Below are 16,328 nucleotides of genomic sequence, written 5' to 3'. Positions count from 1 at the left end.
TACACTACCTCTTTTTAAATTACTATTATCATATTTTTCTAGTTTAAAGTTTCAAAAAATTTAATTTCCTTATTCATTTGAATATGATTCAAAAAATTTGAACGAGTTAAAATTAGTTGACTATGCAGTTTTAGGGCAATTTCATAATCCTTCATAGTCCATTGTTTACACTTATGATTTATATCTTGTAGCCATGTATTAAATGATCTTCTAGGATTTATTATCTTCTCATCTTCCAAAAAAAGGTCTAATTCATCTGGGTTTCCACTCCATTTTAAAGTCTGGCTCTCTTCTTTTCTTATTAAAACTATAAAATTTGATAAATCATTACTTAAATTAATAACGAGAATCCCAGCTCCAACAGATTTTGACCATTTATAAAATATTGGATTAAATGTAACCAAACTATCAAAAACATAAATATTTCTAATTTTATATTTTTTTAATTTTTTAAGTACTTCATCTATAAATTCTGTTGGAATTAAAGAGTTTGTTTCCGATTTATTATTAAATCTATAGAACAATAAATTTGCATTAAATATTTCTTTTAATATTTCAAAATTTTTATTAGACATTTTCTCAAAATTACATTGAGATTTTTCATATGATAACACAAAATCATCTATAGATGATTTATGCTCAATTTCTATCTTTCTTATAATATTATTTCTAAGTTGTTTTATTCTAACTGAAAGAGCATCAACTAATAGTTGAATTTTAGGTAAAACTTCAATTGGAGTATAGTTCTTATTTTTAGAATGAGATCCAATCAGTCCTTTAAGCTTACCATCAATTACAATAGAAAATGAGGAAGATGATTTTAGGCTCATATTTCTTAAGTAATCAAGATGTATAGAAGATATATCTCTAAAAATAGAATATGTTAAATCAATCTTATTATTGCAACCTTTAATTGGTACTGGAATATAATCAACGTTGTAAATTATTCTAAACTTATTTTTTATGTATATCTCTCTTACTGACATGGGAAGATCAGTAGCTGGATAATGATGATTTATAATACTTTCTAACCCATTAGAAAAATAATTTGCCTTGATAATTCCATGATTATTTTGCAAAAATTCACAAAAATAGGTCCTTTCAAAGCCTGTTACTTCAGAAATATATTTGCATAGATTATTGCTTAATACATTTATACTATCTTTTGATTCTGTTATATATTGAAGTATTTCTTGGTAATTTATTTCGTCAAAACAATAATTAAGTCTGTCAAAGTTACTTTGAAACTCAATACATAAAACAGACCCTGAGAAAAACATAAAAGAAGGTATATTAACTAGATAGTTTTTTAAGTAAATTTCTAAGTTTACAAGAACTCTTGACTTATTATTATATAATTTAAATTTACTAGAAAAATTTGTTAATTTTTGTATTGATCTTTGGCTAAAAACATTTTCAATATCTTTGCCATATATCTCAAAGCTAAATAAATTATAATAGCTCTCAGAAGCAAATAATATTTTCCCTATCACTAAATTTATTCCTATTAATACGGCGTCTGATTGGAATATATTAGTTAAATTAACTTCTAGTTTTTCGCAATATTCATAATTATTTTTAATAATTATACTCATAAAAAATTTTCTTTCTATTCAATTTTTTTACAATTAATTTTTTTATAAAAAAATTAATTATTTTATTAAATTTATATTAAGTTTGATGTATATAATTTTTTTGATACTTCGTAATTAATTTAGTAATAGTAAAAAAATAGATAAGAAACTTAAAATAACCAATTTTTATTTTAGAAGTATTGTTTTCCGTTTTCCCGATCTATAGTACCATAAATCACTACTTTAGATAGATAATTCTATCTAGCATGTTCCTTTATCATAAAATTAAATTTTTAACAAATATTTTTGATAAAAAATGTTACCTAAACACAATAATATGAATTTATTAAATAAAATCTTAAAAATCATTTCAGTTAAACTGATGCAAATAAAAAATTTTTAGCTTCGTCTAACGTATCAAATAAATTAATCTGAATATGATGCTGTAATAAGCAAAAATCAAATCTCAAAAATAATCTAATCTCAAAAAAGCTCACAAAATAATTAATATCTTTAAAAAATTTAATCACAATAGTTACATTGCATGAAAGTATTTAATTTGCTTATAAATAAAACTTTAATTTAAAATAAGATATAAATAATTTTTATAAAAAAATATCTATTTAATATAAATGGTATAGTTAAAAATATTAATTTAAATTTTAAGAATAGCAATAAAATAAGAACTTTCATAGCAATTGAAAAAATTTGAGTTAGATACTATAAATTTTCTTTATACGTCTATGGAGAATTTTATATACCAAAGCGATTATCTTTAGAATATAAACAACTATTCAATTACACTTAAATTTTTGAATTTTCAATAATTCAGTAATGAAATAAAAAAGTTATTTTTATGGAATCTTGAAGTTAAAACATTAAGTAGTGTTATGCATTCAGTAAAAATTTTGAAAATTTACAGCTATATAATTGTGAAAAAACATTATTTGAAATAATTTTTTTCTCTATTGATTTTTAAGATTAAGATTTTACTAATTTTATTAATTTAAAAAAAGTTTATAGTAAAAATAATTTGAATAATTAATTATTATTGTTAATTTGATGATGTGTTTTGATATCAAAGTCACTTCAGTAAGATTATTCTATTAAATTAATTCAATTCTAATACCTTCAAATAATATATTTATATCGGAGAACTTGTTATGTCTTATAAAATACAGTCTCAGAGCAATAATTTTAGTAATAAAAAAGCTTATTCTGAAAAAATAAATAATAAATTTTTGAGGAAAAATAGCGATAATTATAGACCAATGTCGGCGGAAGAAATTGCACGTAAAGGCGGCAAATTAACATCGCACATTCATGGTAAAGAATTTTATCGACAAATTGGCCTTAAAAGTGCTCAATTAAGAATAAAAAAAATTAGAGAGCCAATTTATAGTGAGGATTAGAATTTTATAAAAACAGCTTAAAAAAATCCTCTCATTATTAAAAGATAAATTGCTTTTAATTTTATGAATTGTAGGCACTTATTTTTAAAATTGAAAAAAAAATTTCCCCACACTTTACTTGAGATAAAAAGATGAATTTTTCGAAAATTCTAATAATTATGTTCTTAGATGTAGGATTTGAAATTAGTAATTTATCTAGAAATTACTAATTTTAAATTTTTAGGTGTCCTTAATCGAAGCAATTAGATAAATCAAATTCACCTATTTATTAAGAATACTTAAAAAGAAATTTCTATTGTTGATTCACCTAATATTCCTTCTGATTCAGTGATTGGAGAGTTGTAAAAAAAGAAAAATCAATATTAAATCATTCAAGATGAAGAGAAAGAAAATATATGATAAATATTAAATTTTATTTTTATTTATTATCATCCGTAGATTTCTCTCATTAAAACAAATACTAATTATTAAAAGCTAATTCTTTTAAACAGTTAAATTAGCTTTCATATTTTAAAATTTCCAGTTATTAGTTTTATGGAGTTCAGTCGTACTCCATATCTTATATTTTTTTTTTGATAAATTTAAAATGAGTTATTAAATTTAGTTATAATACTTACTTTTTTATCTACTTTATTCAGAAGTTACTAAAGTAGTTTAATTCTTTATTAATATTGTAATCACTGCAACTAAATTCTTGATAAAGATAATCAAATTTTCTTTTTTTATCATCTGGGTAAATAAAAGCCTCATGAATACCAAAATATCTCCTAAGTTCAAAGATAATCTTAGCTTTATCTTCTTTATGCAGCAGAATTTTTGTAACATATAAATTTGATCCATTCCACTGATGTAATCGGCTCTCTGATTTATTATTATCTTTTTCAATTCTTTTATTTAATTCAAAAAAATCATATGGTATTATAGTTTTATTGTCAATAATTTTCCCAAAATGTATTGTAAAAATTGACGATTGGTTTTTACCCCTATCGGTTTCTCTATATTTTATGATACTTGCTTCATTTAATTTATAAATAAATGAAAGCCTCTTTTTAATCTCTATTAATATTTCTCTCTCGTCATTTAATGAAAAAACGCCTCCACGATCAGTTATAAAGTCAGTTAATGGTATAGTTAAATTTTTATTAATAGATCTAATCCCTATTTTTCTTTGTCGCATAATTTCTTTTCCCAATCTATTAATTTCACTATTTTTAATATTTATTTCTTGCATATTAATTTTTTCTATTTCTGTAACACTATAATTAAACATTTCTTTGACATTATTATATTCATTATCTAATTCTTTAAAAATATTATTTTTATTATCCATAATTGAAATTTTTAATTTTATTCTAAAATTAAAATCATTTAATTTAGATAGTTTTTCAGTTCCCTTTATTTGTGGATTAAATAATAGAAATATAGCTCCATCTTTATTATAATCATTACATGCAGCAAAAAATAATGCTATTAGAGGATTTTCACTCCAATCAAGAAGTCGTGTTGGCATATGATAGTGTTGCAATTCCAAAATTTTTTGAAGAATTATATTTGAATCTATATCTTCAATATCTAAATACGAATATTTATATTTGAGAGCACTTTTAATTAGCTTTGTCTCATCATAATTAATACATTCTTCTCTGAATATACTTGGAATTAATTTCCATGAGTAATTACTCTGACCCCTAAAGTAGAACTTATTTGTATGTTTTATTTCAGATGAATTGTTTTTAATATTATTTCTAATAAATTCATTTGAAATATTTTCATTATATCTTGAAATAAATTCAAGATAGCGCAAAACGTTTTCCATTTACAAATTTTCCTATCAATAAAAATATTAAATCATAAATAGTTCTTCTATTAAATGGTTTTTATATTAAATTTTTTTAAAATTAATCTTATTGAAAAATCATTCAAGAGTGAAGTAAAAAATATAACACTTTATTGATTAACATAAATATTAATTGAGAGGCAAATTTTTTTGTAAAAATATCTAAAAAATAATTAAGTTCAGTTAAAACCAACAAAATAATATTTTAATTTTTGGTAGTCTAATGCATAAAGATATATTGTCATATAAAATTTTTTTGGATTTCTAAATTTAAATTATTAGAATTTTTTATAAGTATAAATACCTTTTATTTTAAGATTAATTTCTCTTTAATATAGATATAATAGATGCTTATTTTACTTTAAAAAATTTCATTCGTAAAAAATACCTCAATTTTATAATTTTTAAAATTTTATTTTTTTTATAATTAAAGATTTTGATGCAAAACATTATGGGTTATGGTTATAATTTTGTTACTTTTAATCGCAGCTAAAAGAAAGTAAATTTGACAAATAATCAAAAAGGATTAGTAGCTTTTCACTAGATTTTTTAATTAACTTTTAATCTTTGTTTAAAAATTTTTTCAAAAACTAGACATTTTTCTTTTAATGTTCCCTTTTAGAAAGTCTCACATTACCGTAATAGAATACTTGAAAATAAATATTTCAATATAAAATACTGATATTGTTGAATTATTTTTCACTTTTCAAATATATTCCGGTCTTTTTTTTGACATTAATTTCATACTAAAGGGAGAAAATATAAAGCAAATTAATGGATTAATAATTTTCTGCCTCACTTAAGAGGTAAGTTTTAGCCTATTGTTATTATTTAGACTTTATAGACTACTATTTTATAATTTAATAAAATAAAAAGAAAAATTTAATATTAATATGTACTTTTATTTTACATAATTTTCTTAATTATATTTTTAAGAAATTATTCACAGAGATACTTAATCTATTTTAGTAAAGTGGTCAATAAAAATGGCGATATAAGTAAATAGATATATTTAAAATGAATTTAAATCGTTAATAGGATAATCCATTATGCTAATGAAAAAAAAATTTAACAAATTATTTTTTTTAACTTTATTGATTATTATTTCTTCAAGTAGTTGTCAGAAAGAAAATAGTGAAAAGAATAATAAAGATAACCTTGTTACGAACAACGAAAATTGGAAAAATACAAGTTTAGACAAAGAACTGCCTCGATCTTCTTATCTTTCAAATCAACGATTTGAATATCCGAAACCAGCGGTTGTAACAGATAAGAGCAATCCTCCTGGTTATGACGATGAATATATGATGATAAATTATAGACCTTTAGATAATGTGACACCAAACCCTCCAGATGGTTCCTTAAATCATGTGATTGGATTGAGAATAAACGGTTTACCCATTCGAATTCCTTTAAATAAATATGGTTTTGAAGAAGACCTTATTGACTCAAAAAATTTAATTGATAACTTTTTGCAGTATGTTGAAGATCCAAAAAATGATTTTGAAAGAGTTGAAGACAAAATTCTAGCATTTAGAAACGCTATACACAAGGTACGTCCACAGCAACCAAGAGTTCTTATTTCTGGACTTGGTCCCACAGGTCTTCTTTCTTTACTAGAAGCGTATAAAAATGGTGCTTCAGTCATTGGTGTGGAAAGAAGATCTCAATATACGAGGCCGCAAGTACTAAGGTTAACAGACGACACAATTAAAAATATAAAATATTTTTTAGGTGATAAATTATTTGAACATCTAAGAGAAGTTGGTGTAATTTCTCGTTCACCAAATTGGATTTATAATAAGTTTGATAAAAATAATAAATATATATACAAGCCAGGAGTGCCTTTTAATCTAACTCCAAGTGATAGAGCTTTTCAAGCAGCACACCCTGAATTAAAAATGGAAAATGTAGATATAATAAGAATAAATCATTTGGAAACAATACTAGCAGCAGTCGTCGAACATCTTGCTAAAGTTGATTCACATCATATTAGAGTTTACTATGGTAGTGTTCTAGATATAAATAAAAATCCAAGTTCAGTTTACGATTTAACATTAAAAGTTTTTTCCGTAGGATTAAATTCATCTGCAAAAATAAACCCTGATGTTATGTTGGTAAGTGAAGGAAATACGGATAAAGCAAAAGATGTATTTGATATTGCAAGAAATGATTTAAAAACAGAAACTTTGTATGGAGCTACTGTTGCATTCAGACTTCCTGTTGGATTTGATATATCATTAAGACCTATTGAAAATTTTTATGGTACTGCTTCTGTAAAGGGAATTGCACAAATAGATGAGGATAAATTAACTAAAGTTGGAAACGACATTGAAAACTATAAATGGACTATGATTGATGAGCAAGTTCTTTGTGTAGAACTTAATAAGCAGCTAGATGAAAGTTTAAAAATTTATAAATCAATCACTCCAAAACCTAAGGAAAAAATTGAAGAAACTGATATTAATTTTCCTTGTAATCCAATAGCTACAATACCTTTACTCCCACCATTATCAAGAAGAAATGGTGGAGACAGAATATTTCTTCCAAGAACGCGTTACTTTTTTACAGGTGGTATTGCCTATCTTGGTGCTGAACTTCAAGAAAAACAATATAAAATGTATCACGAAATTGAAAAATATATAGAAAATAAAAACAAGACAAAAGTAATAAAAGAGAATACAAAACAAGAACTGAAAAAAATCATGCTTATTTTAGCAAAAAAACATATGCCCCGTGAATATATAGAAGGACAAGATCCCATTCCATATAAATCAATTGCAGATAGAGCATTAGGCAATAGTAGTATTTTGGCTGACATATCAAGAGTGATAATGGTAGCCGAAGAAAATACTTCATTAGGACTATTCCCAATTATCTTAAAGAGGGCTGTTTCTTTTAATAAACCAGTTAAAATTAAAGACAAAGTTGGCAATAAAAAAACAATGCGAGTTTTTGTTATGGGGGATAGTTACGCAACAACTCATTTTTTTACAGGAAGCGGCGCGGTAAATGGTTTAAGAGGTGCAAGTTTTTTTGCAACAGCAATGTATGAAGGTTGTACTGATATTTCATGTGTTACGGCAGCCAAAAAAATTTCAGATACAACGGATGAAATGCATGCAAAAGTGATTGAAGGCAAAGGTGACGCTCCTTTAGACGGCCCTTTTAATCAACGAATTCCATAAATATGCTTGAAAAATTAGATTAATATTATTTAAAGGGTAGATAGAAAATTTTTTAGAATAAAGAATTAAATAAAATTGCTTTAATTTTTCTTCGCTAACTGAACTAAATTTTCAGTTTGTTGAGGAATTTTTTGCACAATCTTGTTACCTATAATTTTCCTCCAGAGAAAAGTAAGTATCCCTTCAATTTTAATAATTGTTACTAACTTTACAGCATTTTTTTCTGGAATGATTTCATGAATGCCATACATTTTTGCACCTGGAAGTTGAGTACAATCGACAAACTTAAAGTCTTTTTTGACTTCAATAAGTTGTAAGGTAACTTCTCTCCCATCTATTGTTTTCAAACTGAAAGTGGAGCCTTCAGTAAATTCACCATTCAGCTTGCTATCCTTGATCCCTGGATTCCATTTCTTCCAATTTTCAATGTCGCTCCAAAGTTCCCAGATTGCTTTTTTATCAATATTTTCAAATTTTTTTTCATATTTATAAATCCACATAAAACCTCCTGAGTCAGTTATCTTTACTAATTGCTGGTGCGGGTAAGGATTTGTGTAAAACCGCACTAGCCATATCTTTAAACAAACCTGATTATAACTTATTTAATAAGGCAAAAAACCTTTAAATTTAATTTTGTCAAGAACCGTGTTTTATGAGACCTTTAGTAAAGTACGACATAGCAAACATAAATTGGAAAGTTAATTTATAATTTTGTGCTCTTGAATTTTACAGATAGAGCTCCAAATCCTGTACCTGAAAGTAAGTAAGGTTCAGAGGGTATTGGATGTTTGATTTTTTTATAAGCAGTCCATATCTGCGATAGATATGAAATCTTATAAAAAAATTATTCATTAAAATAAGGATCAAATTTTTCGAATGGAATGTTTGGCCATTCAATGTTTAAATCACGTAAAATCATTTCTGATTTATAATTGATTATTTTATTTTTATAATGAAATTGACTGGTATTTGTATTAAGTAAACCTAAATGTAGCATTAGTAAGTTTATGTCTCTTTGTAATTTAGGATTAGTGGAATTTTGAACTAGATAGTTCAAAAAGTCTTGAGAACTAACTTTTTGATAAGAATTATTAGGTTTAATTTTATATAAAAGATCAATGATAGAATATTTAGTAGAATTAAAAAAATGAAATATATTATCCCTAAATTCTATTTTTTCTATCGTTTTAACAATTGATTCTGATACTACATTAACTGGAGAAATTTCCAGTTGATTAAAATCTTCAGGAATAATTTTTAATTTATAAAATATGTTTAATAAGTTATATGAAGCATTACTTTCAATATTTTTTTGCATCTTAAATGTATTTGTATTTAATAATAAGTTTCCTACTCTGTAAATATTTATATTGATATTTTTTTCTCGATATTCTAAACATAAATTTTCAGCTATTAATTTGCTTTTTACGTAGTAATTTATAGGTATTCCTTGAATATTTTCATTTAGTTCACAATAAATATTGTTTTTATTATTATATGTATTAGAACATACTGATGTAGTAGAAATAAAATGAAAATCTTTTTTCTTATGCATAGAAGAAAATTTGAGCAAATTATTGGTAGATTTTATGTTTGAATTATAAAAATTAATATACTCATCATAATGTTTAACTAATGCAGCAGAATGTATAACAAGATCTATTTTTGAGAGAAGAAAATAGTAATTTTCTTCTGGGAGATTGAAGTTTGTTAATTCAATTTCTGCCGGATAAATGAATATTTTATAATCAAGTAAATGAGAAATATCTTTATCAAAATAATAAAAATATAGATCAAGTAATCTTTTTGTAGCATCATCTTTGCTCTTATCTCTGATCAATAAAAATACATTATTTTTTGGATTTTTTAAAAGATCATGAAGTATGTGAATTCCAAGGTAACCAGTACTTCCAGTTAGTAAAATATTAGAAATTTCAGAGTTATTTATATTTTTGATTTTGTTTTTTTCTTTTAAAAGGATTTTATATTCAGATTTATATAAAAACTCTATAGAATTCATTTTTTTTATACTTTTTTTGTTTCCAATTAGAGTTTTCTTTAAATCATTTAGTTTATTCATAATAGGATTTCTGTTTTTCTCTAAATAGGTACAAATATTTTTAATTGTTTTTAATTCAAAAATATGATTAATATCTATTTGATAGTTTTTTTGTAATATTGAAACTAATTTTATTGCTAAAATACTATTCCCTCCTATTTCAAAGAAAGAATCGTTAATTGAAATAAATTCTTCTCTAATATCTAAAATATTAGCCCATAAATTTATAATGTCTTTTTGTAAAATTGTAATATCTTCTAATGATTTTTTTATTACTATAGGATTTTTCTTAATTAAATATGAAAAATCAATTTTACCACTTGCATTCAATGGTATTTTATCTATTTGAACAAATTTAGAAGGTAACATATAATTAGGTAGTTTTTTTATTAAAATTTCTTTTATTTTATCATCGCTTATAGTTTTCTCATTTTTTAATACAAAATAGGAGATTAAAATATTTTTATTACAAAAAATAACTACATTTTGTTTAATCTCTTCAATTTCTGAAATTGCCAGCTCAATTTCTTCGAGTTCTATTCTAAAACCTCGAAATTTAATTTGTCTATCATTACGTCCAATATAGTCTAAATTACCATTAGGTAAATAACGAACTAAATCTCCAGTTTTATAGATTCTTAAATTTTTTAAAGATTTTTTCTCTAGTTCGGTTTGAAATGGGTTGTGGATAAATTTTTCTGAAGTTAATTCAGAATTATTAAAATATCCCCGTGCTAAGCATTCACCACCTATGTAAAGCTCACCTGTAACACCTATGGGACAAAGATTAAAATTTGAGTCTAAAACATAAGTTTTGTAATTATCATAAGGCTTTCCAATACAAAGATCATCTTTTTTTGAAGTCATTAAAAAAGATGTAGTACCGACTGTCGCTTCAGTTGGACCATATTCATCTAAAACTTGATAGGAATAATTTAAGATATGATCTCGGGTGTGTTTAGTTAGTTTTTCTCCCCCTACAACACACATTTTTAATTTATTGTTTATCATATCTGCTTCTAGAAGATTAAGAAATGAAGGGGTAGAAATCACAAGTTCAATATTCATTTTATTTAAATGGTTATAATACAGATTTAAATTTTTAATATCATTAGTATAAATACAAACTTTCTTACCAAATAATAAAGGGTATAAAGTTGATTTAATATTTAAATCAAAACCAATACTACCAGAAAAATCTACAATATTTAAATCACTGATATTTTTCGAGAATTCAAATAAATAATTAATTACACTTTTATGTTCAACCATAACACCCTTAGGCTTTCCGGTAGTACCTGAGGTGAAAATAATATAAGCTAAGTTTTTGCTACTAAATTTTTTATTTAGATTTACGATAGGTTTTTTATTTAAAACATTTATAGTATTTTGGTCATCCAAAGGGATAATATTTATATCAATATTTAAAGCATTATTTTTAATTACATTAAAATATTTTTGACTAGTTAAAATAAATTTTGGCTTAATTTCATTAATAATTTGATTTACTTTTTCTAATGGTAAGGAAGTATCTATAGGCACATAAGAGCAACCCGTTTTTAATATTCCAAATATACTAATAAAAATAAGTTCACTACGTTCTAAATAGATTAAAATAGGAGTTTCATTTTTAAAATTTATTAGATTATTAATATAAAATGCTAACTGATTTGCTTTTTTATTTAAATCAGAATAACTTAATTCAGTATTTTCTGAAATTAATGCTATTTTATTTGGAGTTAAAAGTACTTGATCTTCAAATATTTCATTTAAAGTTTTATCTTCTGGTATTTTTTTTGAAAATTCTTCATTATTTATTGGTTTGTATTTGTATTTACTTTTAAAATGGTCGGAAGGTATAGGTTTAAGAAAATGAGTTGGATCTTTTTCTAAAAAAATGTCGAGATAAAAATTAAAAGTTGAAATATATGAGTTTAAAAAATTGTTTATTTCAAAAGAATTTAATTTATTTTTATTATAAAATACTCTAAAATTAATAGAGTTTTCTTTTTTCTCAAATAAAAAATTTAAATTATTTATCATGTTGATACTGTTTACTTCATAAGAAATAATATTAGTATTATTAAAAATATTACTATTTGTTGTGATTAAACTTTCAGAAAATGAAAATTCTATTTTATTTAAATCATCAATAAATTTAGAATCTTGATACAAAGTATAATTCATTTTTTTTGTATTTTGGTCTTTTATTTCTTTAAAAAAAGTTTTTGTTTGTTCAAAAATATTATTAATATTTGTGTCATTATTAATTTTGAAAGGTATGATTAATGTATTTGTTTGCGCTCCGTAATACTCCTGCATCGGATTTATATTAATTTGAAATTTAATAGAGAAATTGCTAATTTTAAAAAGATTGTATAGTGTAATTGCAAAAATAGATTTTGAGAATATATACCAAGTTATTCTCTGTTTTTTTATAATATTTTCAAAATATAGATTACTTTTAAGAGGAATTGAAAAATCTACTTGATTAATATTTAATTTCTTTTGAATGTAAGATGAAGTATGATTAAAAATATTTGATTTAGAATTTATTTCATTATTTAAATTTATTTTTTTTAATAAGTTTAAATTAATATATTCATTTTCTTTTAGTAATTTTTCCCAATAAATAGCATTACTATTAAAATTTTCAAATAGACTGTTTTCTTGTTTTGTAAATAATTCATTGCAAAGATTTATTTGAATTTGTTTATTGGTATATTTTTTTAATACTTGATTATTGTAGCTATTTATTATTTCGTTAAATAATACCAAACAGCCATTTGCATCCATAATAATATGATGAAATACAAAAATAATTCTAAATGTATTTTTATTAATCTTTATAATTTTGTATCTGTAAAGATGGCTTTTAAAAAGGTTGAATGGTTTAAGGATAAAATTACTTATTGATTCTTCATTTATATTATTATGTTCATAAATTATTTTATTCGCTTCTAAATTCTCAGTAAAATATAATAAATCATTGATTTTAATAAGATGAGAATTAATTATTAAATGAGAAGAGAAATAATTATAAACAATTTTTTCAAGAAGATCTAGGTTGATATCACCTTCTATTTTGCAGTCATAAAATAAATTTAAATCAGATCTATTTGGATTTAATACCCAAAGGTTATAAAAACCTAAATGATAAGGAGAAACTTTAAAGAAGGACATATTCTTACCTAAAATAGCTCTTAAGCAACTAAAATTTAAAAACATTTTTTACTACATTTTATTAAATATCTATGCAATAGTTTTTTTAACTTAATTTCTGAAAAAAGATGATATCTATTCATAAAAGAATGAGCAATTATAAATAACATATTGAAATATTTAAATAAAAATTCAATTTTTATTTAAATATTTCAATATGTTTAGACAAAGATAGCCGAGAACAGACAGTAGTTTAAGTCAAAAATAGTTTTAGATGAAGATAAATCTTCAAGGAATATTCCATTTTGCGCACAGGCAATTAAAGAAGAAAATGAATTTATAAAAGAAAAATTCAATAATTGATGATATATTTAATGATAATCTGTAATTCAAGGAAATCTAAATATAAGGTTTTATACAGGACAGCCAAGGAATTTAAATCTGTATTTATGTTTTGTAAAAATCAATTATTAGGTGAATAAAGAAAATTTAGCATAATAGAATTCGTAAATTTAGACACCGAAGCCCTATCAAATTATAATATGTTTAAAATAAATGAAAAAATTATTTTTGTTCTGAAGACATTGATAATTAATGTTGAAAACAATATAAGTTTATATGTTAAACTATTTATTTTAGATATAGTTTAAAGTCATGATTAAAAATTTTTATTTAACCAATTATTTTTTTTGGAAAAGATTAAAAAATGAAACTTACTATATATTGTCAAAATACTGCTCAAGCAGGAGATAGATACGGTGTAGCTATATCTATGATATTAAATCCTCTTTCTATTCTTATATTATTTGTCCACAGTTCAGAGGAAGGCATAAAAAGGGCAGACAAATGGTTGGATTTGTATAAATCATTTGGGTTAAAAATGGAACGCATTAAAATAATTTGTATTTGTAGCTTCGGTCACCAAGAAATATCTGTTCTAGGTGATAAATTTTTTTCCTCAAAAACTGAATATGATAAATTTCTAAGTAATTACCCGGAACTTGAAAAAAAAATAGCTAATTTAGAAATAAAAATTGCAAAAGGGTCAAAAAATAGCGAACCAATATTTGCAAATATTGCCTATAAAGCTATGACGGAACCAAAAATTGCAATGAAAGCGCACACAGCATTAAAACCTGAGATAGAAAAATTGTTTCTAGATTCTCAATTAGTCAATGGAAATTTTAAAAGTAATCAAGAAATATTAATAGTTGAAAAAATAAAACAAATTTTAGATCCTGAAGGAACTGAAATACCAAGCACAATTAAGATAGAAGGCATTGAGTACGCACCTGTTACTGATACAACGAGATTCATATCTGATTTCATTAAAAAATATACTTATAACATTTTCATAGAAAAAATAACTACTCACTACCGAACTAAATGTTTTGTAAATATTGAAGCAGAACAGCAAAATATAATTGATAATTTTTGCAATGATATTATAGACAATGCAGAAAAAGAAAAAAGTAAAATCGTTAATCTAATATGGATTAGAGGTGTAAATCAATCTGAATTTAATAATCTTTTAAAAGATACAGATTCTTTAGAAGCTTTGAAAGAAAAATCGAAACCAATTTGGGGAGAATTGGAAACAAGAATAGCAAAAAACAAAAGAAATCCACAACACGTCATGACTTTAAAGCTCTTTACTCTTTTAAAATTAGCTCCAAAACTAACAAATGAAAAGGTATTATCTCTTCCTATAGGAGATCCTGTTCGCATAGATGAATATGATTATTTTAAAGATAACAATACTATTATAAGAAAAACAGATTTATATCCATATGATGATAAAAATAAAATACTAATTAATTTCTTTCATAGAAATGGTTTTCAGTCTGAGATTAATCAGCTTTATTTTCTATTTAAAATGCACGATCTAGCCAAATCTAGAAATATCAAAGTTATACAAGTTGGACTTAGGAGTGGAGGGTTAGAACGAGGATCTTACTTAGGAATACCAACTATATATTTAGAAGAAGTAGGGGCTTCCTCTGCTGGACGTTTAGGAGGATTGTCACATTATGGAAATATTGTAAAAGAAATTGATTTTATCCTTTCAGACATCTTTAAAAATTTTGAAGATTTATACAAATTAATTATAAAAGAATTTGATGCTATTTCTAGTCAATTAAAAATTGTTTCTAATATGGTTAAAGATAGCGATTCTGTAAATAAGTTTATAGAAAAAATAAATTCTTTAAAATTTTTCCCTGGACGACTTCTAATTCCAATTTATGCTGATGTAATTTATGATATTATTGAATTTATAAGCGATGCATTTAGTGATATAGAAAAGTCAATAAATAATGCATTAAAATTAAAAGATGATTATAAAAATAATTTAAAGAATAGTATTTTAGAAAGCAAAAATTCATTAAATAAATTAAATAATATTAGTATTTCAGTACTTTTTACAATCCATATTAGTACAAATTTAGAGAGTTTACTTTCAAAAGAGTCTATTAATATTCGTGAAATTGAAAAAATTAAAAAATCATTAATTGAACAACAAAACTATTTAGCTAGTTTAAATATGGAAAAGAAAAAAAGTAATGAAATATTAATGCAAATAGACCCTAAATTAGAAGAATTTTTAAAAAAAAGGAAATATGAAGAAATAAACGAGTTAGTAGAATTAAAAGATCTTTTTCCTGTTTCTAAAAGAAGAAGTGAATTAAGTGAAAACCATATAAATATTAAACTTTCAGATAATGAATATCAAAAATTTTTGGAATCAAGGAAAACCGAATTACAAGATGAATTAAAAAAACTTGGAACTTTTGAAAAAAGCTCTAATGAATTAAGAAAACTAAATTTTAGTTTTGAGTCATTGTATAGAAGAATAAATATTTCTCACCCTTTGTATAAAAGAATTAAATTCTCAAATAGACTTCTTGGATTATATCAAGATAATAAAGATTTTTCGGAAGAAAAACTAATCAGCAGATTCATAAATAATGCAGAACCTGAAAAAAGCGATGATCCTATGACTTATAAAGAATTTCAAAATCTTATTGATACTTATAAATACTTTTTGAGAGTTAATATGTAATTGGCTGCTAATGAATCATCATTCTTGTTCCCTTA

The 16,328-nt window shown here is 23.6% G+C and carries 7 protein-coding genes; 3 read left to right on the top strand and 4 right to left on the bottom strand.

Features of this window, described 5'->3' with window-relative positions:
* Positions 1 to 38: 38 nt before the first annotated feature.
* On the bottom strand, positions 39 to 1,595 hold the full coding sequence (locus tag GOY08_RS05395; RefSeq protein WP_158997840.1) for a GAF domain-containing protein: 1,557 nt from the start codon (positions 1,593 to 1,595) through the stop codon (positions 39 to 41).
* Between the two features lie 1,142 nt (positions 1,596 to 2,737).
* Between GOY08_RS05395 and GOY08_RS05390 the strand changes: the two genes are divergently transcribed.
* Complete coding sequence (locus GOY08_RS05390) at positions 2,738 to 2,986, top strand: stress-induced protein, KGG, repeat-containing protein (protein ID WP_158997839.1); 249 nt, start codon at positions 2,738 to 2,740, stop codon at positions 2,984 to 2,986.
* Between the two features lie 634 nt (positions 2,987 to 3,620).
* Here GOY08_RS05390 and GOY08_RS05385 read toward each other — a convergent pair.
* Complete coding sequence (locus GOY08_RS05385) at positions 3,621 to 4,802, bottom strand: FRG domain-containing protein (protein WP_158997838.1); 1,182 nt, start codon at positions 4,800 to 4,802, stop codon at positions 3,621 to 3,623.
* A gap of 1,070 nt (positions 4,803 to 5,872) precedes the next feature.
* On the opposite strand from GOY08_RS05385, the gene GOY08_RS05380 reads away from it, so the two are divergent.
* Positions 5,873 to 8,011, top strand: coding sequence for a hypothetical protein (locus GOY08_RS05380; protein ID WP_158997837.1), 2,139 nt, complete (start codon positions 5,873 to 5,875; stop codon positions 8,009 to 8,011).
* 80 nt (positions 8,012 to 8,091) lie between these two features.
* On the opposite strand, the gene GOY08_RS05375 is transcribed toward GOY08_RS05380, so the two are convergent.
* On the bottom strand, positions 8,092 to 8,511 hold the full coding sequence (locus tag GOY08_RS05375; protein WP_158997836.1) for an SRPBCC family protein: 420 nt from the start codon (positions 8,509 to 8,511) through the stop codon (positions 8,092 to 8,094).
* 344 nt (positions 8,512 to 8,855) lie between these two features.
* Positions 8,856 to 13,253 carry a non-ribosomal peptide synthetase gene (locus GOY08_RS05370; protein WP_158997835.1) on the bottom strand — a complete coding sequence of 1,466 codons (4,398 nt, stop codon included), beginning with the start codon at positions 13,251 to 13,253 and terminating at the stop codon, positions 8,856 to 8,858.
* A 685-nt stretch (positions 13,254 to 13,938) separates the two neighbouring features.
* On the opposite strand from GOY08_RS05370, the gene GOY08_RS05365 reads away from it, so the two are divergent.
* Complete coding sequence (locus GOY08_RS05365) at positions 13,939 to 16,293, top strand: hypothetical protein (RefSeq protein ID WP_158997834.1); 2,355 nt, start codon at positions 13,939 to 13,941, stop codon at positions 16,291 to 16,293.
* The last annotated feature ends 35 nt before the right edge of the window (positions 16,294 to 16,328 follow it).

Origin of the sequence: Pigmentibacter ruber (assembly GCF_009792895.1) — a bacterium.
In the GTDB taxonomy this organism is placed as follows: Bacteria; Bdellovibrionota_B; Oligoflexia; order Silvanigrellales; family Silvanigrellaceae; genus Silvanigrella; species Silvanigrella rubra.
The sequence above is the reverse complement of the archived record's forward strand: the minus strand, read 5'-3'. Positions and strand labels throughout refer to the sequence as shown.

Excerpts from the sequence above, each read along its gene's own strand:
- GOY08_RS05395 (WP_158997840.1), bottom strand. The coding sequence starts at position 1,595 with ATGAGTATAATTATTAAAAATAATTATGAATATTGCGAAAAACTAGAA.
- GOY08_RS05390 (WP_158997839.1), top strand. The coding sequence starts at position 2,738 with ATGTCTTATAAAATACAGTCTCAGAGCAATAATTTTAGTAATAAAAAA.
- GOY08_RS05385 (WP_158997838.1), bottom strand. The coding sequence starts at position 4,802 with ATGGAAAACGTTTTGCGCTATCTTGAATTTATTTCAAGATATAATGAA.
- GOY08_RS05380 (WP_158997837.1), top strand. The coding sequence starts at position 5,873 with ATGCTAATGAAAAAAAAATTTAACAAATTATTTTTTTTAACTTTATTG.
- GOY08_RS05375 (WP_158997836.1), bottom strand. The coding sequence starts at position 8,511 with ATGTGGATTTATAAATATGAAAAAAAATTTGAAAATATTGATAAAAAA.
- GOY08_RS05370 (WP_158997835.1), bottom strand. The coding sequence starts at position 13,253 with ATGTCCTTCTTTAAAGTTTCTCCTTATCATTTAGGTTTTTATAACCTT.
- GOY08_RS05365 (WP_158997834.1), top strand. The coding sequence starts at position 13,939 with ATGAAACTTACTATATATTGTCAAAATACTGCTCAAGCAGGAGATAGA.